At 71.8% G+C, this 21,423-nt stretch carries 25 protein-coding genes; 14 read left to right on the forward strand and 11 right to left on the reverse strand.

The genetic code is table 11. The annotated features are described in order from the left end of the window. Positions 1–41 precede the first annotated feature (41 nt). Complete coding sequence (locus ELQ40_RS03860) at positions 42–857, forward strand: helix-turn-helix transcriptional regulator (RefSeq protein ID WP_255424735.1); 816 nt, start codon at positions 42–44, stop codon at positions 855–857. Positions 858–918: 61 nt separating this feature from the next. After that, positions 919–1,305, forward strand: a complete 387-nt coding sequence (locus ELQ40_RS03865) for a PLD nuclease N-terminal domain-containing protein (RefSeq protein WP_127792497.1) — start codon at positions 919–921, stop codon at positions 1,303–1,305. 140 nt (positions 1,306–1,445) lie between these two features. Here ELQ40_RS03865 and ELQ40_RS03870 read toward each other — a convergent pair whose 3' ends face one another. Then, positions 1,446–1,850, reverse strand: coding sequence for a cupin domain-containing protein (locus ELQ40_RS03870; protein WP_127792498.1), 405 nt, complete (start codon positions 1,848–1,850; stop codon positions 1,446–1,448). A 153-nt stretch (positions 1,851–2,003) separates the two neighbouring features. Here ELQ40_RS03870 and ELQ40_RS03875 point away from each other — a divergent pair, with 153 nt between their 5' ends. The 5 genes from ELQ40_RS03875 (at position 2,004) to ELQ40_RS03895 (ending at position 4,765) form a co-directional block, all read left to right on the forward strand. Further along, a complete protein-coding gene (locus ELQ40_RS03875; RefSeq protein ID WP_127792499.1) occupies positions 2,004–2,444 on the forward strand; it encodes a helix-turn-helix transcriptional regulator in 441 nt (146 codons plus the stop codon). After that, positions 2,441–2,872, forward strand: coding sequence for an SRPBCC domain-containing protein (locus ELQ40_RS03880; protein ID WP_127792500.1), 432 nt, complete (start codon positions 2,441–2,443; stop codon positions 2,870–2,872). Before ELQ40_RS03875 ends, ELQ40_RS03880 begins: the two co-directional genes overlap by 4 nt. Then, a complete protein-coding gene (locus ELQ40_RS03885; RefSeq protein WP_127795116.1) occupies positions 2,872–3,666 on the forward strand; it encodes an SDR family NAD(P)-dependent oxidoreductase in 795 nt (264 codons plus the stop codon). Before ELQ40_RS03880 ends, ELQ40_RS03885 begins: the two co-directional genes overlap by 1 nt. Positions 3,667–3,848: 182 nt before the next feature. Beyond that, positions 3,849–4,061 (forward strand): hypothetical protein, encoded by a 213-nt coding sequence (locus ELQ40_RS03890; protein WP_127792501.1) that lies wholly within the window; start codon positions 3,849–3,851, stop codon positions 4,059–4,061. Between the two features lie 62 nt (positions 4,062–4,123). Beyond that, positions 4,124–4,765, forward strand: coding sequence for a TMEM175 family protein (locus ELQ40_RS03895; RefSeq protein WP_127792502.1), 642 nt, complete (start codon positions 4,124–4,126; stop codon positions 4,763–4,765). A gap of 15 nt (positions 4,766–4,780) precedes the next feature. On the opposite strand, the gene ELQ40_RS03900 is transcribed toward ELQ40_RS03895, so the two are convergent. Both ELQ40_RS03900 and ELQ40_RS03905 read right to left on the reverse strand, forming a co-directional pair. Then, a complete protein-coding gene (locus ELQ40_RS03900) occupies positions 4,781–5,383 on the reverse strand; it encodes a DUF2812 domain-containing protein (RefSeq protein WP_127792503.1) in 603 nt (200 codons plus the stop codon). Then, positions 5,380–5,703 (reverse strand): PadR family transcriptional regulator, encoded by a 324-nt coding sequence (locus ELQ40_RS03905; RefSeq protein ID WP_127792504.1) that lies wholly within the window; start codon positions 5,701–5,703, stop codon positions 5,380–5,382. Before ELQ40_RS03905 ends, ELQ40_RS03900 begins: the two co-directional genes overlap by 4 nt. 155 nt (positions 5,704–5,858) lie before the next feature. Between ELQ40_RS03905 and ELQ40_RS03910 the strand changes: the two genes are divergently transcribed. Together ELQ40_RS03910 and ELQ40_RS03915 are read left to right on the forward strand one after the other, a co-directional pair. Further along, entirely contained in the window at positions 5,859–7,451 is a 1,593-nt protein-coding gene (locus ELQ40_RS03910; protein ID WP_127792505.1) for an ABC-F family ATP-binding cassette domain-containing protein, read from the forward strand. Further along, positions 7,448–8,860, forward strand: coding sequence for a hypothetical protein (locus ELQ40_RS03915; RefSeq protein WP_127792506.1), 1,413 nt, complete (start codon positions 7,448–7,450; stop codon positions 8,858–8,860). The genes ELQ40_RS03910 and ELQ40_RS03915 overlap by 4 nt, the downstream gene beginning before the upstream one ends. Positions 8,861–8,935: 75 nt before the next feature. Here ELQ40_RS03915 and ELQ40_RS03920 read toward each other — a convergent pair whose 3' ends face one another. From ELQ40_RS03920 to ELQ40_RS03935, 4 genes are read right to left on the reverse strand one after another with little or no spacing between them, the layout of a single operon-like run. Then, positions 8,936–9,742 carry an SDR family oxidoreductase gene (locus ELQ40_RS03920; RefSeq protein WP_127792507.1) on the reverse strand — a complete coding sequence of 269 codons (807 nt, stop codon included), beginning with the start codon at positions 9,740–9,742 and terminating at the stop codon, positions 8,936–8,938. A gap of 8 nt (positions 9,743–9,750) precedes the next feature. Next, positions 9,751–10,509 carry an SDR family oxidoreductase gene (locus tag ELQ40_RS03925; protein WP_127792508.1) on the reverse strand — a complete coding sequence of 253 codons (759 nt, stop codon included), beginning with the start codon at positions 10,507–10,509 and terminating at the stop codon, positions 9,751–9,753. A gap of 40 nt (positions 10,510–10,549) precedes the next feature. Continuing rightward, positions 10,550–10,933 carry a hypothetical protein gene (locus tag ELQ40_RS03930; RefSeq protein ID WP_127792509.1) on the reverse strand — a complete coding sequence of 128 codons (384 nt, stop codon included), beginning with the start codon at positions 10,931–10,933 and terminating at the stop codon, positions 10,550–10,552. Between the two features lie 19 nt (positions 10,934–10,952). Beyond that, a complete protein-coding gene (locus tag ELQ40_RS03935; protein ID WP_127792510.1) occupies positions 10,953–11,828 on the reverse strand; it encodes an RNA polymerase sigma-70 factor in 876 nt (291 codons plus the stop codon). Positions 11,829–12,307: 479 nt separating this feature from the next. On the opposite strand from ELQ40_RS03935, the gene ELQ40_RS03940 reads away from it, so the two are divergent. Then, positions 12,308–15,778: a right-handed parallel beta-helix repeat-containing protein gene (locus ELQ40_RS03940; protein ID WP_127792511.1), complete on the forward strand. Its 3,471-nt coding sequence runs from the start codon at positions 12,308–12,310 to the stop codon at positions 15,776–15,778. Between the two features lie 126 nt (positions 15,779–15,904). Here ELQ40_RS03940 and solA read toward each other — a convergent pair whose 3' ends face one another. Next, positions 15,905–17,125, reverse strand: coding sequence for an N-methyl-L-tryptophan oxidase (gene solA, locus ELQ40_RS03945; RefSeq protein ID WP_127792512.1), 1,221 nt, complete (start codon positions 17,123–17,125; stop codon positions 15,905–15,907). Between the two features lie 107 nt (positions 17,126–17,232). Beyond that, positions 17,233–17,478 carry a hypothetical protein gene (locus ELQ40_RS03950; RefSeq protein ID WP_127792513.1) on the reverse strand — a complete coding sequence of 82 codons (246 nt, stop codon included), beginning with the start codon at positions 17,476–17,478 and terminating at the stop codon, positions 17,233–17,235. A gap of 217 nt (positions 17,479–17,695) precedes the next feature. On the opposite strand from ELQ40_RS03950, the gene ELQ40_RS03955 reads away from it, so the two are divergent. Genes ELQ40_RS03955 through ELQ40_RS03965 form a run of 3 tightly spaced genes read left to right on the forward strand, consistent with a single transcriptional unit; the run spans position 17,696 to position 19,709 of the window. Further along, positions 17,696–18,928, forward strand: a complete 1,233-nt coding sequence (locus ELQ40_RS03955; RefSeq protein WP_127792514.1) for an MFS transporter — start codon at positions 17,696–17,698, stop codon at positions 18,926–18,928. Beyond that, entirely contained in the window at positions 18,925–19,398 is a 474-nt protein-coding gene (locus tag ELQ40_RS03960; RefSeq protein ID WP_240665929.1) for an SRPBCC domain-containing protein, read from the forward strand. Before ELQ40_RS03955 ends, ELQ40_RS03960 begins: the two co-directional genes overlap by 4 nt. Further along, positions 19,395–19,709 (forward strand): metalloregulator ArsR/SmtB family transcription factor, encoded by a 315-nt coding sequence (locus ELQ40_RS03965; RefSeq protein ID WP_127792516.1) that lies wholly within the window; start codon positions 19,395–19,397, stop codon positions 19,707–19,709. The genes ELQ40_RS03960 and ELQ40_RS03965 overlap by 4 nt, the downstream gene beginning before the upstream one ends. Positions 19,710–19,724: 15 nt before the next feature. On the opposite strand, the gene ELQ40_RS03970 is transcribed toward ELQ40_RS03965, so the two are convergent. Both ELQ40_RS03970 and ELQ40_RS03975 read right to left on the reverse strand, forming a co-directional pair. Continuing rightward, positions 19,725–20,324, reverse strand: coding sequence for a hypothetical protein (locus ELQ40_RS03970; RefSeq protein WP_127792517.1), 600 nt, complete (start codon positions 20,322–20,324; stop codon positions 19,725–19,727). Positions 20,325–20,397: 73 nt separating this feature from the next. Next, on the reverse strand, positions 20,398–20,859 hold the full coding sequence (locus ELQ40_RS03975) for a nitroreductase family deazaflavin-dependent oxidoreductase (protein ID WP_127792518.1): 462 nt from the start codon (positions 20,857–20,859) through the stop codon (positions 20,398–20,400). A gap of 104 nt (positions 20,860–20,963) precedes the next feature. On the opposite strand from ELQ40_RS03975, the gene ELQ40_RS03980 reads away from it, so the two are divergent. Then, positions 20,964–21,419, forward strand: a complete 456-nt coding sequence (locus tag ELQ40_RS03980) for an SRPBCC family protein (protein ID WP_127792519.1) — start codon at positions 20,964–20,966, stop codon at positions 21,417–21,419. The last annotated feature ends 4 nt before the right edge of the window (positions 21,420–21,423 follow it).

Consider the following 21,423-nt stretch of genomic DNA (forward strand, 5'->3'; position numbering starts at 1 on the left):
CGGCGAACGGAGGGCGGATGGACCGGGCGGCGCTGGCACGGATGCTGCGGGGCCGCCGTGAGGCGTTGCAGCCCGAGGACGTAGGACTCGAGCGTGGACCGGGTCGTCGCGCGACGGGACTCCGCCGAGCGGAGGCGGCCGAGCTCTGCCGCATGTCGGCCGACTACCTCAGTCGCCTCGAGCAGCAGCGCGGCCCGCACCCGAGTCCGCGCATGCTCGCATCGATCGCGGCCGGCCTGCGGTTCTCGACCGAGGAGCGCGACGAACTCTTCCGTGCCGCCGGCGTCGAACCGCCGCGGCACGGTTCGGGTCGGGCGCACGTCGACATCGGCCTGCGCACCGTGTTCGAGCGTCTGGGTGACGTACCCGCGGTGATCAGGACCGGACTCGGCGAGACCATCCGCCAGTCGTCGCTCGCCGTGGCCGTGTTCGGCGATGAGTCGGGGTTCCGGCGAGAGGACCGCAGCCTCGTCTACCGCTGGTTCCTGCATCCCGAGGTTCGCGAGCGGTACGCGCCCGAGGACCGGGTCGGACTCGGCCGCGAGTTCGTCGACCGGCTGCGGAGCGCGACGGACGGACCGGCCGCAGCACCCGCCGGTTCGCTGGTGCGGCTGCTCCATCGGGCGAGCACCGAGTTCGCGGGCTTGTGGGCGGAGGCGACCGGCGTCGGCGCGCAGCGGTCGGCGCCGCGGTCGCGGATCGTACGGGTCGAGCACCCGGATGTCGGCAGGATCGTGCTGCGGAGGCAGGTGCTGCGCGATGAGGCCGAGGACCACGACCTCATCGTGTTCACGGCCGCCGCCGGATCGATCGACGCCGATCGGCTGCGAACGCTCGGCGAGCGCACTCGCACGTGAGCGCCGGGACCGAACGTGAACGCCGGACCGAATCGGGCGGCCGATCGCTAGGCTGCCCGGTATGCCAGTGCTGACGCTGCTGATCCTCGCCGTCCTCGTGATCGCGCTCGTCGACATCATCCGCCGCGACGACTGGCAGGTGAAGCACCTGCCGAAGATCGTCTGGGTGCTCCTGGTGGTGTTCCTGCCGCTCATCGGCTCGATCCTGTGGTTCACGATCGGGCGAGAGTACGACGCCGGCGGGTTCGCGCCGCGCCGACGCCGGCCCGCGCGGCCGACGACGGATGCCGCGCCGGCGCCGGCCGAGCCGCGGTACCCGGTCGACAGCCGTTCGACGGAGGAGCAGATCGCCGACCTCGACCGTGAGATCGAGGAGTGGGAGCGCCGCCGCGCGCTCGAGGCCGGCGCGGCATCCGACGAGCCCGGCGCAGCCGACCCGAGCCGCTGACATCACCCGCATCCACGCGTGCGGGTTTCGTCTCCGCGTGCGGGTTTCTCCCATGCGTGCGTCGAACATGTCGCACGCATGGGAGGAAGTCGCACGCGAATGGCCCTGCGGTCGACGATGGGCCGGCGACGGCCTACCGCTCAGCCCTCCTCGGCCCAGGTCTGGATGATGACCGCCGACGCGTGGATGCAGATCACCTTGAGCCGGCCCTCTCCGATGTTCGTGAAGCCGTGCCAGACGCCGGCGGGCACGGTCGCGGTGTCGCCGGCGTTCGCGACGAACGACCGCTCGCCGATGCGGATGCGCGCAGTGCCCTCGATGAGCACCCACGTCTCGGTGTAGGGGTGCCAGTGCAGGCCCGGGCCCTCGCCGGGCTCGTTGTCCACTGAGAAGTAGGAGACGCCCGCGCCGTGCTCGGCGCCGACGAACCGGCGGGTGCGGCTGGTGGGGCCGAGCAGCAACGAGTCGCCGTCGACGACCTCGGGCAGCTCGGCGCCGCCGGTGGGGGCGAGGGTGATCTCGGTGGAGTAGGTGGCGCTGGGCATGGTGTCCTCCTCAGGTCGTCCGGCGAGGTCCGCCGTGGTCTCAGGTTCGCGCCGGGGCATCCGTCGCCGTGAGTGTTTCGATGTGGATCGAATCTTCGAGGGGTCCTCGACAAGTGATTGACGCGGGCGAAGCGGCCGCCTATATTCACCCGCATGGGTGAATATCATCTGGATGCCGTGCTCGGCGCGGTCGCCGACCCCACGCGGCGGGCGATCCTCGACCGGCTCCTGGTCTCGGACGCACGGGTCACCGACCTCGCCAGCGCGTTCCCGATCTCGCTGAACTCCACGAGCAAGCACATCAAGGTGCTCGAACGCGCCCGGCTCGTGCGGCGCGAGGTGCGTGGCCGCGACCACGTGCTGTCGCTCCGCGCCGAGGCGCTCGGCGATGCCGTCGAGTGGATGCAGCGCTACCGCGCCTTCTGGGAGGACCGGCTCGAGGCGCTCGAAGCGTACATGCTCGACACGGAGGCAACCGCGGTCACGGAGGCATCCGGGGTCGCGGAGGCATCCGAGCGCGCGGGCGCATCGGAGGTCGCCGAAGCGTCCGGTGCGACAGGCGACGCCCGCGACGACGGGGGAGTGGCGCGATGACCGGCGCGGTGCTCGTCAGCCGGCGCATCCGGGCGTCGGCCGAGCGGCTCTTCGACGCCTGGCTCGACCCGGTCGCGCTCGCCGTGTGGATGCGCCGCCCCGGCGACGGCACGCCCGTCGTGGTCGCCGAGCCGCGCGTCGGCGGGGGCTTCTCGATCACGATGTCGGGCCCGACGGGCGACGTCGTGCACCTCGGGGATTACCTGCGCATCGACCGGCCGCACGCACTCGACTTCACCTGGCGATCGGAGCACACCGTGGGCGTCGACTCGGTCGTGCACGTGACCTTCACGCCCGACGACGACGCCACGCTCGTCGCCGTGCGCCACGAACTGCTGCCCGACGAGGAGTCGGCCGGCAAGCACCGCGCGGGTTGGACCGAGATCCTCGACCGCTACGCGCACACCTATGGGGAGGAGGCGGCGTGATGCTGCTCGACGGGAAGGTCGCCGTCATCCACGGCGGCGGGGGATCGATCGGCGCTGCGACCGCGCGCGTCTTCGCACGGGAGGGCGCCCGACTGCACCTGGCCGGACGCAGCCTGCCCCGACTCGAACGGGCCGCGGCCGCCGCGCGGGACGCGGGGGCATCCGAGGTCTCGATCGCCGTCGTCGACGCGATGCGGCAGGACGAGGTCGACGCGCACGTCGACGCGGTCGCGATGGAGGCCGGAACGGTCGACATCGCCCTCAACGCGGTCGGCTTCGACCACGTGCAGGGCCTTGCGATCGCCGACACGTCGCTCGAGGACTACCTGCATCCGACGGTCGGATACCTCACCACGAACTTCGTGACCGCGAAGGCGGCGTCGCGCGTCATGCTGGCCCAGGGCCACGGCGTGATCCTCACGATCTCGACGCCCGGCGCCCGGCTGACCGGGCGCGGACTCATCGGCAACGCGGCGCAGAGCGCCGGGCTGGAGGGGTTCTCGCGAGCGCTCGCGGGCGAGCTCGGCCCCGGCGGCGTCCGCGTGGTGTGCGTGAGACCGCACGCGTTCCGAGACGCCTCGGAGTCGTACACGATGGACATGTTCGGGCGCATCGCCGACGGCGGCGGCGGAACCCTCGACGACTGGTGGGACGGCCTCGAGTCCACGACGCTGCTCGGCCGCCTGCCCGTGCTCGACGAGGTCGCCGAGTACCTCGCGTTCGCGGCATCCGACCGCGCCGCGTCGATGACCGGCGGCATCGCGAACCTGACCGCGGGAGCGCTGGTCGACTGAGGTCGCAGCGTGCCCGGCCGCTGCGTGCTGCCCGATCTCCGGACCTTCGCGGCGGCACGCCGCCGATCGTCGCCCGTTCACCGGTGTGTCCGAGGGGCGCACCGGAGTACGGGCGGGCGCCCGCACCCCGACCGAGCCTGTCGCCGGTGGCGACCTGCGTCGCGTCGGAATAGCCTCGACGCATGGGAACCGCGCACATCCCGGCGCAGATCGGCGACCTCCCGCCGATCGGCCGCCCGGCCAACAGCGCCCTGCTCGAGGCCGGGATCACCACGCTCGAGCAGGTCGCGGCCACCGGACGCTCGACGCTGCTCGCCATGCACGGTGTCGGGCCCAAGGCGATCCGGCTCCTCGAGGCGGCGCTCGCCGAGCGCGGGATGACGTTCGAAGCGTAGTTCGGCGGCAGGCGTGCGCGCGGCGCCCGCTCAGCCGGGCGCGCCGTCGTTACCATGTCCGCATGATCAGGCAGCGGCGGCATCCGGCCGCGACGAAGCGCACGATCCGGGTCGAGGCGTTCACCGACGGCGTGTTCGCGATCGCGGCGACCCTGCTCGTGCTCGACCTGACGACCCATTCGCTCGGCGAGGTGTCGTCGGATGCCGAGATGTGGGCGGCCGTCGGCGGCATGAGCCAGCTGTTCCTGAACTTCGCGCTGAGCTTCGTGCTGCTGTGCCTGCTCTGGATGACGCACGTCGACCAGTTCGAGCACATCACCCGCGTGGACTCGACGATGATCTGGCTGAACAACGCGCGACTGCTGTTCGTCGCACTCGTGCCGTTCGCGACGAACCTGACGACCGATTATTCCGACTACTTCGCGGGCCGCCTGGCGATGCCGGTCGTCTTCTTCCTCGCGATCCTGAGCAGTTGGCTGCAGTGGGCGTGGGCAGCGCGCCGCCGACAGGACCTGCTGCCCGATCTCACGGCGGCCGAGGTCGCGGCCTTCGGCCGCGGGTCGCTCAGCGCGCTCATCATCTCGGGCGCGGTCGTGCTGCTCGCGCCGTGGACCGGTTCGTTCGCGTTCCTGCTGTTCCTGGCCGACGGCCCCCTCACTCGACTGCTGCGGGGCCCCAGGGCGGGCGCGCAGACGGAGGAGTGACGAGACGGTTCCGGGTCAGTGCGGCTCGGCGCGGAGGGCGCGCCGGTAGAGCACGGACTGGTACGCGAATTGCACGGCCAGCACGGCGCATGCGAGCAGCATGAGCAGGGGCGCGGTCCGCAGCAGCGCGAAGGGCGTCTCGAAGAGAAACGCGCCGACGAACGACCACCCCTGCTTCTCCCAGAGCCCCGGCGTGAGGTAGAGCTGATCGGGCGCGAGCGACCCCTGCATCCCGAGCACGAAGACGAAGAGCGCGAACGACGCCAGGATCGCTCCGGTGACGCCCATCGCGCGACGGTACCGCTGCGCCTTCGACGCGGCATCCGAGAAGATGTCGGCGTTCGCGTCGCCGGTGAACGACGTGAAGTACTGCGCCCCGCTCCAGCGGGAGCCGGCGACGTGGCGCCAGCCCGCGTCGGCGAAGAGCGTCACGTAGTCGGCGAAGTCGGCCGCGCTCATCGAGTCGCGGTAGTCGACGCGCACGACGGCGCTGCCGGGAGCGATGGGTGCGAACCGGTACCGCACGCTCGCGCCGACGAGGAGCTGCCCGTCGGCGGCCATGCGGTTGAGCCAGGCCTCCTCCTTGTCGAAATCGACGAAGAACTTCAGCACCTTCATGATCCTGCGCCTCCTCGGATCTGCTCGAACACCCGCAGCATGTGCGCCATGCGATCGGCGTCCTGCGCGAGTGCGCCGAACCCGGCCTCGGTGATGCGGTAGACCTTGCGGCGCGGGTCGGCGCTCTCGACGCGGACGATCAGGCCCTGCTTCACGAGCGTCTCGAGGGCGCCGTAGAGCGTGCCGGGGGCGAGGCGCACCGCGCCGTCGCTCATCGACTCGACGCGCGCCATGATCGCGTACCCGTGACCCGGCTCGATGAGCGCGAGCAGGATGTAGTGCACCGTCTCGGTGAGCGGCAGCAGCGGGTTGCGGTTCACGTGGCACCTCCTCTATCGGCCAACTGTACAGTCTGCCGATATACAGTGCAACGGTATACAGCGCGGCGGCATATGCGGCCGTTCGCGCTGCCGTGTTCCGCCGACGTCTGCCTGCGCCTCGGCGGCCTCCCGCGCCGCCGGTAGAATCGCCGATCGTGAGCCTGATCCGCCTGAACGACGTGAGCATCGACCTCGAGGGGCGGCAGGTCCTGAAAGAGGTGTACCTCAAGCTCCGCCGGGGCGACCGCATCGGCCTCATCGGCAAGAACGGCGTCGGCAAGTCGACGCTGCTCGAGCTCGTCCTCGGTCGCCGCGAACCCACGGGCGGCACGGTCGACATGACGCAGGGCACCACCGTCGGCTACTTCTCGCAGTTCTCCGAACTCGACGGCGAGCGCAGCGTGCACGAGATCCTGAGCGCCGAGTTCGCCGACGTGCACGACACCCAGGCGCGGATCGACGAGATCGGCATGCTGCTGGCCGAGCCCATGCCCGACGCCGAGATGAACCGACTGCTCGCCGAGCAGGGCGAGCTGCTCGAGCGCATGGACGCGATCGACGGCTGGACCTACGAGACGACCATCGACACCGTGCTCACGCGGCTCGGCTTCGACGACGAGCGGCGCGCCCTGCCGGTCGATCGCCTCTCGGGCGGCTGGCGCAATCGCGCGGCGCTCGCGCTGCTGCTCGTGCGCGCACCCGACGTGCTGCTGCTCGACGAACCGACGAACTTCCTCGACCTCGACGGCGTGAAGTGGGTCGAGAACTGGCTCGCCGGGTTCGGCGGCGCCGTGCTCGTCGTGTCGCACGACCGCCAGTTCCTCGACGGCGTCGTCACTCGCATCATCGAGATCGAGAACTACCGGCTGCAGGAGTACGAGGGCGACTACTCGGCCTACGTGCACGCGAAGCAGTCGCGGCTCAGGATGCTCGAGCGGCAGTTCGCCCACGAGGAGGAGCTGCTGGCCTACGAGCAGGATGCCGCCGCGGCGCGCCGCGAAGCGGCCCGCAACCCATCGAATGCGGTCGCCCGTCGCCTCGCCGACATCAAGAAGAAGCAGGCGCCGCGCCCGATCGACCAGATCATCACGTCGATCTACGACGGGCTCCGGGTGTCGAACGACCTGCTGACGGTGACCCGCTTGACCAAGGGGTACGGCGGCGAACCGCTGTTCGAGGACGTCACGTTCGACCTGCAGCGCGGCGACCGGGTCGCAGTGCTCGGGTCGAACGGCTCGGGCAAGTCGACCCTGCTCGACGTCGTCACCGGCGAGACCGAACCCGACTCCGGCCAGGTGCGCTGGGCGAAGGGCGCCGGGTTCGTCTCGTACAACCGGGTGTACGCCGAGCTCGACCTGACCGACACGGTCGGGCACGCGGTCAACGCCTACCCCGATTCGCTCGCGTTCAGCGCGACGAAGAAGAGCGTCAACCGGTTCCTCGCGATGCTGCAGTTCTCGGAGTCCGACCTGCAGCAGAAGATCGGCACGCTCTCGGGTGGGCAGCGCGCGCGGGTCGCGATCGCGCAGTGCCTGCTCTCGGGTGCCGCGGTCATCGTGCTCGACGAGCCGACGAACCACCTCGACATCACGTCGACGCAGGTCATGGAGCGGGCGCTGACGCACTTCCCGGGGGCCGTGCTCGTCGTGAGCCACGACCGGTTCTTCGTCGACAAGCTCGCCGACCGCCTGCTCGTGTTCGAGGGTGCCGGGCGGGTCGTCGAGCAGCCGGCGACCGGGGCGCTGTGACCCGGCGGCGACGGCGCGCGCGCGAGGAGGAGGCGTCCCGGCGCGGGGTGCCGCAGCGCGCCGCGTCGCAGCTGCGGTTCGTCGAGGTGCCCGAGACCACGGCTTCGGCGGTGGCCCGTGCCGGAGTCGATGTCGCGATCGGCTTCACCGCCGGCACCGCGGCGACCTGGGTGCTGCTGCTGGTCGCGGCGATCGTCTTCGACGAGGCGCTGTGGGATCTCGAGCGTGCGACCGGCTTCGACGAGTTCTTCCGTCTGACGGTTCCGGCGCTGTTCGTCCTGGGACCCGTGCTCGCTCTCGCCATCCCGACCCTGTCGGGGGTCGCCGCCGCGCAGTCGCTGCGGCTGCTCGAACGGCACGCGGCGCAGCATCCCGATGCGGTGCCGTCGTGGGCGCAGGAGTCGCGGATCGCGATCCTGCCCGCCCGGTATGCGCGCCGCGCGGTGCTCACGATCGCCGTCGTGGCGATGGCCGTCGGCGGATTCGCGCTGCTCTTCGGGCTCTTCGACGACGAGGGCCGCGGCCAACCCGCGGTCTGGGCGATCGTGGTCGTCAGCGTCGTCGCGGTGCTCGGCTGGCTGGTCGTGCGCGTGCTGCTGCAGGCCGCGGAGGAGGAGCAGGATGCGCGCCGCGTCGCGATCCGCGCGCCGTGGCAGCGACTCGAGTCGACGACCGAGGCGATGGAACGGCGTCGTCGCGAGGCGCTGCCGGTCGAGGACCCGCCCGCCCTGCTTCGACCGCGTGCGTTCGCTCGGCTCGAGACCGCCCTGATCGTCGCCGCCGTCGCGACCGGCGTCAGCGTCGTGGCGTGGTTCGCCTCGGTCTGGCTGCGCCAGCCCTGCCGTCGCTGCGACGAGCAGTACTACGACGAACCCGTCGAGCGGTTCATCGACGGGCTGAGCCTGTACGGCGGGATCGCGATCGCCGTGTGCGGGGCGATCGTCGTGCTCCTCACGGCGGCCTTCGTGATCGTGCGGCGGATCCGCGAGCGCACCGCGTTCCGCCAGGTCGCCGACGGCCGGCCCCGGTGGTGGACCGACGATGCCGCACTGCCGCTGCTGCTCCGGCAGCGGGCGGGCCGCATGACGACGTGGCTCGTCGCGGGCGGCATCGCTCCGCCCGCGCTCTGGGTGGCGGCCGTCGTGGTGTCCGGTTTCGAGCCCGAATGGGCGGATGCCTCGGCCGTGCGCACGGCAGGGGTGGTCGCGGCCGTCGTCGCCATCGCCGCGTCGGGCTCGGCGCTGCTGATCGCCACGCGCGACGCGCGCGCTGCGGCCGTCGAGCGCAATGCGCTCCGCACGGTGTTCTCGCCCGGCGACCCCGACCTGAAGGAGATCGCGGAACGTGAGGCGCAGGCCCGCCGGGCGCGTCGCGCGGCCGCCCGCGCGGCGCGTCGCGGCCAGAGCTGAACGAGGCTCGCGGGTGCCGGCCCGACCGTTTCCGCCATCAGGCGAATCCGGCCGGGCCCGCCGGTGGATCCTCGCTCAATTCGAGGCGGGCCTGAGCCCGAGCGCCCGCTCGTCGCGCCCCTGACCCGACGCGATGCCGGCCTCGAGCCAGTCCGTGAAGTGCGTCGTCGCCAGCGTCGCGTCTGGGCCCGGCAGCAGGTCGTGCTCCTCGAGCCGGGTGCCGAAGTAGTCGGCCAGCGGATCGGCCACGACCTCGCGCGGGTCGGTGCGGATCGAGAGCCCGCGCCGGACGAGGTCGGCGAGACGGAACCGGTCGGGTCCCGCGAACTCGATCATGTCGTTCACCGGCTGGCCGACCGCCGTCGCCGCCACCGCGGCTGCGATGTCGTCGGCTGCGATGGGCTGGATGAACGCGTTCGACACGCGCACCGTGTGCCGCACCGCGGAAGCATCCGCGATGCTCTGGATGAACTCGAAGAACTGCGTCGAGTGCACGATCGTGTACGGCCGCTGCGACGCCCGGATGAGTCGCTCCTGGGCCGCCTTCGCGGCGAAGTACCCGCCCTCCGATCGGGCGAGGCGGTCGGTGCCGACGACGGACAGGGCGACGTGGTGCCCGACACCGGCCGCGGCGCCGTAGGTGAGCAGGTTCAGCGTCGAGGCGTAGAAGAACTCGTTCGCGCCGGCCTCGTCGAGGTAGTCCGAGTTCGAGACGTCGATCAGCGCGTCGGCTCCGGCGAGCGCGTCGGCGAGGCCGTCGCCCGAGTAGGAGTCGACGCCGGTCGCGCGGGAGGCGACGACGACGTCGTGCCCCGTGGACTGGAGCCGGTCGACGACACGGGCACCGATGAGGCCGGTGCCGCCGACCACTGCGATTCGCATGATCGCGCCTACTTCGCCGGCGTCGGCTGCGCGGCGAGCCACTCGTCGTAGGTCGTCGTGGACAGCTGGGCGCCGGGCCCGGGGGTCAGCTCGTCGCCGGCCAGCACGGTCCCGAAGTACTCGGCGGCCGGGTCGGACTCGACGGTGCGGGCGTCGCCGGCGGCGGTCAGCACCCGGCGGATGAACTCGTCCTGACCGAGCTTCTCGGGGCCGGCCACGTCGATCGTGGCGTTCAGCGGGGCCGAGGCGGCGACGCGGGCGACCTGGTCGGAGACGTCGGCCGCGGCGATGGGCTGCATGAGGCCCGTCGACACCCGGACGGTGCCGTCGGTCGTCGCGGCGTCGGCGATCCGCGATCCGAACTCGTAGAACTGGGTGGCACGGACGATGCTGTAGGGCTGGCCGGAGTCGACGATGAGCCGCTCCTGGGCGACCTTCGCGCGGAGGTATCCGCTGTCGGGAAGGCGGTCCGCGCCGACGATCGAGAGCGCGACGTGGTGACCGACGCCGGCCTCGCGCTCGGCCGCGAGGAGCGTGTTCGTCGACGTGGTGAAGAAGGCGAGCACGTCGTCGTCGGCGAACGACGGCGAGTTCGAGACGTCCACGACGACGTCGGCACCGGCGAGCGCCTCGGCGATGCCTGCTCCGGTGAGCGTGTCGACGCCCGTGTTCGGCGATGCGGCGATCGCCTCGTGCCCGTGCGCCTCGAGCTGCGAGACGACGCGGGAGCCGATGAGGCCGGTGCCTCCGATGACGACGATCTTCATGATGTGGGTCCTCTCCTCCCGCGGCGGCGATCCGCCGCCCTCACCTGCTCCGACCGGGTTGCGACGCCGGATGTGACGGATCCGGCGGATCCGGCGGATCCGGATTCCACGACGTGAGCTTTCGCGGAGCCGTCGTCACCCAGACGGCCTCGACGAGTCCGGTCGCGTCGATGCCGAGTGCGACGACCCCGATCACGCGGCCTCCGGCACCGCGGAGCGAGACGCCGGGCCCGCCGTTGACGTCGACCAGGTCGAACACCACGTCCTGCCGATCTGCGAGGCGGTCGAGCAGGATCCGGGCGACGGACGCACGCCCCCGCCATTCCCCGCCGGTGGGGTCGCCGGCGTCGACGATCAGGCGCGCGTCGGCTGTGAACAGGCGGACCAGTTCGATCTCGTCGTGCGCGTCGAGCGCAGATCGCATCCGGCCGGCCGGATGCTCGTCACGCATGCGCTGCCACGGCCCCCAGCTTGTCGGGGTTCATCATCCACAGCACCTGGTCGATCCCGTCGTCCGAGGCGACGAGCGCGAGCGCGGCGAAGGTCGTGCCGTCCTTCGAGAGCAGCATCGACGGCTGGCCGTTGAGCTCCGAAGGGCGCACCTCGACGCCCGGCCAGAAGTGGGTGTGGAACGCGCGGTGGAACTTCGCGACGATGACCCGGCCGTGCACGGGGAACTTGGAGGCGCGCACGCGCCCGCCGCCGTCGGAGTACGACACGACGTCCTCCGCGAACAGGCGTTCGAGCTGCTCCAGGTCGCCGGTCTGTGCGGCCGCGACGAACGCGGTGAGCAGGCGACGCTGCTCGGATGCGGCGACCTCTCGCCTGCGGTCCCCGTGCAGGTGCTTGCGGGCCCGGCTCACGAGCTGCCGGCACGCCGGCTCCGAGAGCTGCACGACCTCGGCGATCTGGGCGTACGAATAGGCGAACGCCTCGTGCAGCACGTAGGCGGCACGCTCGGTCGGGGTGAGTCGTTCGAGCATCGTCAGCACGGCGAACCCGAGCGCCTCGTTGCGTTCGGCGCCGAGCATCGGGTCAGCGCTCGTGTCGACCGGTTCGGGCAGCCAGGGGCCGATGTAGGTCTCACGCCGAACTCGAGCCGACTGGAGGGCGTTGATCGCGAGCCGCGTGGTGGTGGTGGCGAGGAACGCGGGCGGATCGAGCACGGCGGAGCGATCGGTGCCCTGCCAGCGGATCCAGGCGTCCTGGACCAGGTCCTCGGCCTCCGTCGCGCTGCCGAGCATCCGGTAGGCGATGCCGAACAGCCTGCCGCGGACGCCTTCGAACACGGCGACGGCATCGTCGAGATCGTCGTTCATGCGCAGTCCTCCCCTGGTGGGGGCGCGATCGCCCCCTGCACACTGCGACCGGGTATCCAGCCGAATCGTGACAGAACTCGGTGCCGTCCGTCGACCTCCGGCCGACGGACGGCTCCGATTCCCTGCGGGCGACGCTCCGGCGGCGGGTGGGACCAGCCATGCTCTGCTTGGCGCATACCCCGAGGAGGAGGGCCGCCTGAAACCCGGTGCTCCCGCTCTCACCTCACGGCTCGACCGGAGTCGTCATGAGCGAGGACCGGACGCCTCGTCGATTCGTGACGGATGTCGCCGCGCGGGGTGAGGGCGACGTCGCGCGTCGGGCCCATCGCGGATGGCTCCGTTTCCGCCTTGACGGCAGGCGGGAATGCGGTTACCGTACCGAACGTACCCGCCTGAGAAAGCGCTTTCTCGCCCCGTTCGATGCGGAACGGCCGGCGCGATGAGCCATGCTCTACGGTCCGTTCTCGATGAGGAGACCCATGCCCCGAACGCGCACGCTCCGAACCTCGCTCGCGGTGCTGACCGCCGCGGCCCTGACCATGACGGGCGCGGTCGGCGCCGTCGCCCTCGGCCCGGCCGGGGCGCTCGATGCGAGCGACCTCGCGGTCGCCGACCACGTCGCGATCACCCCGACCGGCACCGACTTCACGATCTACGCGGCGGCGGGCAAGAACGTCACCGTCGACGCCCACGCGCGCATCTCCGACCGTGGCGAGGCGTTCACCAAGCGCATCAAGCTGAACGGCTCGGGCACCGAGGCATCCCGTTCGCTGCACTTCACCGTCGGCGAGGGCGACGTGCCGACCGAGGTGCACGTCAACGCGCGCAGCGGCAGCGCGACCGCCGACCGCGCCGTTGCGCTGTACAGCGCGACCGGCGAGGTCGGCCGCACGCCGGCGCTCGCCGACGTCGACACGCAGGCGGTCGTGACCGGGAGCATCCCGATCACCGCACCGGGCGAGTACTGGCTTGCCTCCCCGAGCTCGGGCGTGAACGTCTACTTCGCCCAGCTCGGGGCATTCGAGTCCGAGGCCCGCGCGCCGTGGGCCGAGGTCGCCCCACCCGTCGTGACGTCGGTCGACGTCGACCCATCGAACCCGGCGAACCTCGTCGTCGGCTACGAGGGCCTGCTCGGCGCCGACGGTGGTGACGTCGTCTACGCCACCCTGTACGACGCAGCGGGCGCGGTCGTCGACCAGGCGCTCGCCGCGACCGAGGGCGCATCGGGCGAGCTCGAACTGACGCCGCCGGCCTCGGGATCGTACGACGTGGAGGTGCGCCTCACGCGCGCCGGAGAGGCATCCGCCCTCGTGTCGGCGCGGCAGGTCGTCGACGGATTCTCGCTCCCGCTCGCCGGCCCGGCCGTCACCGGTGCGCTCACGAGCGCGATCTCGGGCGGCAGCGCGACGCTCGCGCTCACGTGGTCGGCCTCGGCCGAGGCCGAGTCGTACTCGGTCGAGGCGAGCACCGGCGGCGAGGCGTTCGTCACGCTCGCCGAGGGGCTCACCGGCACCGCGGCCGACGTGGCCGGCTTCACGCCCGGCGCGACCTACCAGGTGCGCGTCGTCGCCCACCGCGGCACCGAGTCGGTCGCCGGCACCGAGACGACCGTCGACGTCGCCGCCGAGGTGGAGCGCTGGCAGATCGCCGACGTCGGCTCCAACGCCGGCTCCGGCGGCACGGTCGTCGAGAACGCCGACGGCTCGATCACGTTCGACGCGAAGGCGAGCTCCACGAAGCTCGCGAACTCGGAGGACGGATTCCAGTACTTCTACACGCAGGTCGATCCGGCGACCGAGAACTTCACGCTCACGGCCACGTTCCGCGTCGACGACGCGACCGCGAAGGACGCGCAGTCCGGCTTCGGTGTGGTCGCCGTCGACGACCTCGTGCCCGGTGTCTCCGCCGCGCGGTACTTCAACTCGGCCGGCGCACTGCTGACGCGCTACAACTGGGGGACCGGCGCGGGCGAGTGGCGCGACGGCACGCCCGGCGCGCGGTTCGTGCACGGCTACACGGGCGCGACGACCGACAACGCCGCCGGTGCCCGCGACATGAGCGACTCCGAGGAGTTCGACCCGCAGTGGCGGGCCGACACGGCCGGCGTGAAGTTCCAGGCGGGCGACGTGTACGAGCTGAGCCTGCGCAAGTCGAACACCGGCTACCACGCGACCTGGCACCGCGACGGCGAGGACCTCGAGGTCATCCAGTACGACCCGGGCATGCTCGACGTGCAGAACGCCGGAGCCTCCTTCGTCGGCCTCGCGGTCGCCCGCAAGATCCAGGTCACCGTCACCGACTGGGAGTTCACGACCATCCTCCCGGCCGACGACGACCCGCGGCAGGACCCGCCGACCGAGCTCATCCCGGCGACCCTGTCGGTCGACGTCACGCGCACCACCCCCGAGAAGCACCTCGACGTCCCGTTCGTCGCGAACATGTACGGCACCGCGCAGGTGCTGGATGCCTCGGGCGCGGTCGTCGCCGGCGGCGTCCCGGTCGCCCCGGGGGAGCGGGTGCTGGTACCCGTCTCGCTGAAGCCGGGTGTCAACGCCCTCACCGCGCGGCTCGTGCCGGCCGCCGAGCAGCCGCACCTCGGCGAGTACGAGGCGATCGAGTCGACCGACCCCGTCGACGTGCCGCTCGACGTGACCGTGCGGTCGTACGGGAAGCCGGGTCAGTCGATCCGCGTCGCCCCCGACGGCTCGGCCGACGGCGCCGGCACCGCGGCGTCGCCGCTCGACCTGCACTCCGCGGTCGCGTTCGCGCAGGCCGGGCAGCAGATCGTGCTGGAAGGCGGCACCTACGCGGTCACCCGCAAGGTCGTCGCCGAGCGCGGCCGCAACGGCACCGCCGAGGCACCGATCACGCTGATGAGCGAGCCCGGCACCCGCGCCGTGCTCGACCTCACGGCATCACCCGACGGCGGACTCGTGCTCCGCGGCGACTGGTGGCACGTCTACGACCTCGAGATCACCGGCTCCGCCGACAAGAAGAAGCCGATGCTCGTGCAGGGCCACCACAACGTCGTCGAGCGCGTCGAGTCGCACCACAACCAGGACACCGGCATCCAGATCTCCGGATCCGAGTCCGAGCCGCCCGCCCTGTGGCCGACGAACAACCTCGTCGTCTCGTCGGTGTCGCACAACAACGCCGATGTCGGGGGCAACGACGCCGACGGGTTCGCGGCGAAGCTCGCGGTCGGCGAGGGCAACGTGTTCCGGTCGAACATCGCCTACAACAACATCGACGACGGCTGGGACCTCTACGCCAAGTCGACGACCGGCCCGATCGGCACGGTCATCGTCGAGGACTCGGTCGCCTACGACAACGGCTGGCTCGAGGCCGACCCGACCAGCACCGGCGAGGGCAACGGGTTCAAGCTCGGCGGCGAGTCGATTCCCGGCGATCACCTGCTGCGCAACTCGGTCAGCTACGGCAACCTGGCGACGGGCGTCACGTCGAACTCGGGTCCGGACATCCGCCTCGAGCGGATCACCTCGGTCGGCAACGATCGCGGCGTGCGCCTCGAGACGAACGCGGCGACGACCGACTTCCGCGCGACGGGCGTGATCTCGTGGCAGTCGCCGCAGGTCGACGTGCTCGCGCTGAAGCAGGCGGACACGTCGCTGCTGGCCGACCCGTCGAACCACTGGAACACCGGGGCCGCATCGCCGGTGACCGCCGACTGGTTCGAGTCGGTCGACCTCGACGGCATCCGGCCGACGATCGCCGCCGACGGCTCGGTCGACCTGCACGGGCTCCTCGAGCTGACGGATGCCGCTCCGGCCGACGCCGGCGCCGTGATCGAGCCGATCGCGGAGCCGACCGACCTCGAGGTGTATCCCGAGGTGAAGCCCGACGTCGCGCCGGAGCCGCCGACCCCGGCCGAGGTGATCCGCAAGATCATCCGCACGATCCTCGACTGGCTCTGGAGGCTGTTCGGGTAGCCGCTCAGCATCCGCCCCTCCTCGCGTGCGACTTCCTCCCACGCGTGCGACGTACACGTCGCACGCAAGGGAGGTAGTCGCACGCGTAGCGGAAAGGCGCACGCGAGGAGGACGGCGGCCGGGGTCTCAGACGTCGAAGCGGCGCGGGTCGAGGAACGCGGCATCCGTGAAGGGGGGCTCGTCGGCCAATGCCTGGGCGACGAGCTCGCCGAGCGCGGCGGCGTGCTTGAACGAGTGACCCGAGCAGCCGCCCCCGACCACGATCCTGGGGTCGGCGGTGCGCCCGACGAGGAACTGCCCGTCGGGCGTGTGCGCCATGATGCAGGTCGTGACGGCCGACGGCTCGGGGTCGACGTCGGGGAAGGTCGCCGCGACGAGGTCGCCGATCTCGTCGGTCTCGCCCTCGTGCACCACTCGATCGATCGCGTCGGGGTCGTCGGCGTCGAACGGGCCGTCGAACTCGGGGCCGACCTTGACGTCGAAGCCCCCATCGAACCCCGACCCGCCGACCCCGGGTCCATCCGAATCGGATGCCCCGCCGGCCGGCATGGCGCCGTGCCCCCAGATCCAGGTGTCGCGGCCCGGGACGCTGCGGATGAACACGGGCAGCACGTCGAGGTCGGCCGTCCGCCCCTCGCGCGCTCGGAACCACGTCATCACGACGCGGTGCGGCGTCAACGGGGCGCCCGGTACGAACCGGCCGATCCAGGGGCCGGCGGTGATCGCGACCCGGCGCACTCGGACGGCGGACCCGTCGTCGGTACGCACGGTGACGGCGTCGGCGTCGGGTTCGATCGCGGTCACGCGCGTGCCGGTGCGGATGCGCGCGCCCGCGGCGCGGGCGGCATCCGTCGCGGCGACGATCGCCGCCTCCGGACGGAGGATGCCCGCCTCCGGATCCCACACGCCGACGTCGCCCGGGTTCATGCGGGCGTGCCCGGGGAACCGGTCGGCGAGCTCGGCGGCCGTCAGCCGTTCGACGGGCAGTCCGTGCGCGGCTGCCGCGGCGAGCGTGCCCTCGATGATGTGCGAATCCGGCGGACCGATCATGAGGCCGCCGGTCTCGACGAACAGGCGGTCGCCGGCGGATGCCTCGAGCTCGATCCAGAGCTCGCGGGCGCGGCGCGCGATCGGCGTGAGGCCGGGGTGCTCGAGGCAGGCCACGCGGAACAGGCGCGTCGCCCCGGTGGACCCGCCCCACGGGTGCCCGGGCTCGAACTGCTCGAACCCGATGACGTCGAGGCCGCGCACGGCGGCCCGCCAGGCGGCGCTCGACCCGACCGCGCCGAGCCCGATCACGGCGACGTCGGCGTCGAACTCGGTGGGGCCGGCAGATGCATCCGTCATGTTCCGATCGTAGGTTCCCTGGCGGAACCTGCACGGAATCGGTGCCCCAGCCACCCTCGAGAGCCGGCGTGGAGCACCGATGTCCGCACGTCAGATCGGCATTCGGGTCAGGTGGCCCAGTAGTACGAGAACGCCCACTTGTGGTCGTATGTGCGGTAGTGGCATCCCGACCAGATCCTGGCGCCGTGGCCGCGGTACCAGGTGAGGGTGCGCGAGCATTCCTCCTGCGAGTACCCGGTGATCTTGTACCAGACCTGCGGTGCCGCGCTGGCCGAGACGGCCGCGCCGCCGCCGACGGTCAAGGCGACCCCCAGCCCGGCGGCGACCATCATCTTCATCAGTCGTGCCTTCACGTGCATCCGTCATTCCCCAATCTTCCGGCCCTTGTCCGTTCGGACACCGTAGCGACGGTTCGGCGGTGAGCGGAACGGGGAGTGCTCCCCATCTGCACGAGGGGCGCCTGAGCCGGAGAGGGGTGGGCCGTCGGTGCGGGCATCCATCTGCAATGAAAATGTTGCAGAATGAGGCCTTACTTGCAATGATCAGGTTGCAGATCAGAACGGAGACGAGATGACCCAGACCGCCAAGCGCACCCGCCCGGGTGCCGTCCTCGGCCTCCTCTTCGCGGGGGCGTTCACGATGGGTTGCGCCGAGATGCTCGTCGTGGGCCTCATCGACCTCATCGCGGTCGACCTGGACGTCTCCGTCGCGGCGGCCGGTGCCCTGCTCACCGCGAACGCTCTCGGCCTCGCCGTCGGCGGCCCGCTCCTCACGTTCCTCACCACGCGGTTCGACCGCCGCCACGTGCTGCTCGCGGCGACCGGGGTGTTCGTCGCGCTCAACCTGCTGCCGGCAGTCCTCGGTGCCGACCACCTCGTGTTCGTGATCGCCCGCGCCGCGATCGGCGCGGTGCAGGGCCTCTTCATCGCCGCAGCCATGACGACCGCCACCACCGTCGTGCCGCCGGAGCGGACCGGGCGCGCGATGGCCGTCGTCATCTCCGGCTTCGCGACCTCGAGCGCGATCGGCCTCCCGCTCGGCACCCTGCTCGGACAGGCGGTCGGCTGGCGCGGATCGTTCGCCGTCGTGGTCGGCGCGGGCGTCGCCGTGTTCGCGCTCGCGTGGGTCCTGCTGCCGTCCGTGCCCACGGCTCCCGGTGCCGGCGCCGTCGGACAGGCCCGGCACGCCTTCGCGCCGCGGGTGCTCGCCGTGCTCGGCGTGAGCACGCTCACGTTCGCCGCGATGCTGACCGCGATCACCTACCTCGTGCCGTTCCTCGACCAGGTCACCGGGGTCGGCGGTGCGGCCGTCACGGTGTTCCTGCTCGTCTACGGCGTCGCGACCGCGATCGGATCGTTCGCCGGCGGGCGCTTCGCCGACGCGAACGCCGCCCGCTCACTGGTGTACGGCGCGCTCGGGGTGATCGCATCGCTCGTTGTGTTGTGGGCCTTCGGCGCCAACGCGGTCGTCGTCGCGCTCGCCGTGTTCGGCATCGGTCTCTTCGGGATGGCGACCGGGCCCTCGATCCAGCATCGCGTGGTCGCGCTTGCCGGGCCCGGCGCACCCCTCGCGTCATCGCTGCCCGCATCCGCGGTGAACGTCGGCATCGCGCTCGGTGCCTTCGCCGGCGGCGTCGCGCTCGACGCCTCCGGCGCCCGTCTCGCCGTCGCGATCGGCATCGCGGTCGGCGTCCTCGCGCTCGTCGCGGCCGTCGCGACCAGCCGCTTCAGACCGCCCGCGGCGGAACCGCGGAACCAGGAACCACCCGACACGCACAGGAAGGCACCATCATGGAGCACATGACCTCGACCTCGGCATCCGTCATCGACGAGCAGGGATTCAGCGTCCGGCGCACGATCCGCATCGCCGCATCCGTCGACAAGGTCTGGCGGGCGGTGACCGATCCCGAGCACATCTCGAGGTGGTTCGGGCAGGTCGTGCTCGACGGCGCGGCCGTCGGCGCCCGCGGCGGTATGACCGTCGAGGGGTACGGCGTGATCCCGATGCGCATCGAGGCGATCGAGCCGCAGCGGCTCGTCGCCTACCGCTGGGGCGCCGACGACGCGGCGGGTACGCCGCCCGCCGAGGTCGACGAGTCGTCGACCGTGTTCACCTTCACCCTCGAGGACCTCGGCGACGACGGCACGCAGCTCACCGTCGTCGAGACCGGGTTCGAACGCACGAGCGACCCCGCCGCGAACCTCGAGAGCCACCGGCAGGGCTGGGACTCCGAACTCGACAAGCTCGTCGCCCTGCTCGAGGGCGCCGGATGACCCAGGCGCTGGTCCCGGTGTTCGCCGCGCTCGGAGACGAGACCCGGTGGAGCATCCTCGCGGCGCTCGGCGAGGGGGATGCCTCGGCGTCCGCCCTCGCCGGGCGCCTGCCCGTCAGCAGGCAGGCGATCGCGAAGCACCTCGCCGTGCTGCAGGAGGTCGGACTCGTCGAGCCGATCCGCGTCGGCCGCGAGGTGCGGTTCCGCGTGATCGGGGCCCGGCTCGGCGAGACCGCGCGCAGGCTCGAGGCGCTCGGCGCCGTCTGGGACCGTCGTCTGGCCGCGATCAAGGAGATCGCCGAGGGCCTGTAGTCGCGCGGCTTCCCGTCAACCTGCGCCAGGCGGCGCCGGCGCGGGCGCGAGCCAGACGTGCGGGGTCCGGGCGGCCTCGCCGGGCGAGAGGTTCGACACGTCGGTCGTGGGCGTGCGGACCAGCTGGGGGCCGAGCCGTTCGGCGACGGTGATGCCGCGGGCCTCCGCGGCTTTCGCGAGCGCACGGCGCAGCTTGCGCCAGTCCGCCTCGTGCGGGACGCTCGCGAACTCCTGCGCGCGGACGAGCCTGACGGTCGAGCCGTCGGGTGCCGGTTCGAGGCGCGCGACGGTGATCGGCGTCGGATCGATGGCGCTCGCCGGCAGGTTCCACTCGCGGGGGTCGTCGTGCCGCCAGAACCTCGGGAGCTTCGCGTCGGCCAGCAGGTCGGCCGCGGCTCCCACCTCGAGCGGCACGTGCACCACGGTCGCCAGCGAGGCGAGCGCCTTCGTCACCGCGGGGTCGGGGTTGTCCTGCCAGGTCCGGCCCTCGGCGGACGCCTTCGCGACGTCCCCCGTCCACGCTCGCATTCGGATCCGGACGGCGGCCAACACCCCGACGAGCGCGAAGAGCGCGCCGACGATCACGAATCCCTGGTACTCCTGCCACCACGACATCCGGGCGCTCCTCTCGTCGGCGACGATCCATTCTCGTCGACGCGGCGCGGCACGGGTCGACGACGATGCGCGGTCAGTCGGCGTCGAGTGCGCCGGGGTCGATCACTTCGAAGACCGGATGCCGGTCGGCCTCGGCCGCGAAGGCCCCGGCGGGGTCCTGGGGGCCGGCGGAGAAGTACGGCCGTGCGATCGGCACGATCGCGACGTATCGCTTGAGCACCGGGCCGGCTTCGGCGGCCGACGCCTCCCGGGCGATGAAGCGCCGCACGGTCCGGCGACGGGCCAGGGTGGCCTCGGGGTCGGCGCGGAGGTTCTTCACCCACTCGACGGTGCCGTACGGGGACACGAGCCAGTGTCGTCCGCCCACCTCGATCGGCGTGATCGGGGTGGACCGCGGCTCACCCCTCTTCCGGCCGGTCACGGTGAGGACCACCGCGTGCGGGATGAGGCCGGCGCGCACGGGTCCGCGCAGCGCGTGCCCGAGTGCGATCCGGAGTCGGCTCGGCCCCGTGGTCGGTCGGCGCGGCTCATCCATGCGAATTCTCCGATGCCTCGGCGCGATCCGGGTCGGACGCCCCGGTCCACACACGCTACGCGCTGCCGGTCCGCGACGGCCAGCCGGGCTGAGAGGATCGGCGTGTGCCCACCTCGTTCACGCTCGAGACGCAGAGCCCGGTTCCACCCGAGACGCTCTTCGACCGCTCGCTCGACATCGATGCCCACGTCGCGTCGATGTCGCACACCGGCGAGCGCGCGATCGGGGGAGTCGTCGAGGGGGCGATCGGGCTCGGCGAGTCGGTGACGTGGAGCGCGAGGCACTTCGGCATCCGCTGGACGATGACCTCGCGCATCACCGAACTCGACCGTCCCGGCCGGTTCGTCGACGAACAGGTGCGCGGGCCCTTCCGGTCGTTCCGGCACGTGCACGAGTTCCGGCGCGGCGTCGACGGGGGCTGCATCATGGTCGACACGATCGAGCTCGGCTCGCCGGTCTTCGGTGCCCTGGCCGAGCGGCTCGTGCTGGTGCCCTACCTCCGGCGGCTCATCCGTCGGCGCAACGCGCACCTCGTGGCCTCGCTCGCCACCGACTGCTGACGAC

Origin of the sequence: Agromyces sp. LHK192, assembly GCF_004006235.1 — a bacterium.
Taxonomy (GTDB): Bacteria; Actinomycetota; Actinomycetes; order Actinomycetales; family Microbacteriaceae; genus Agromyces.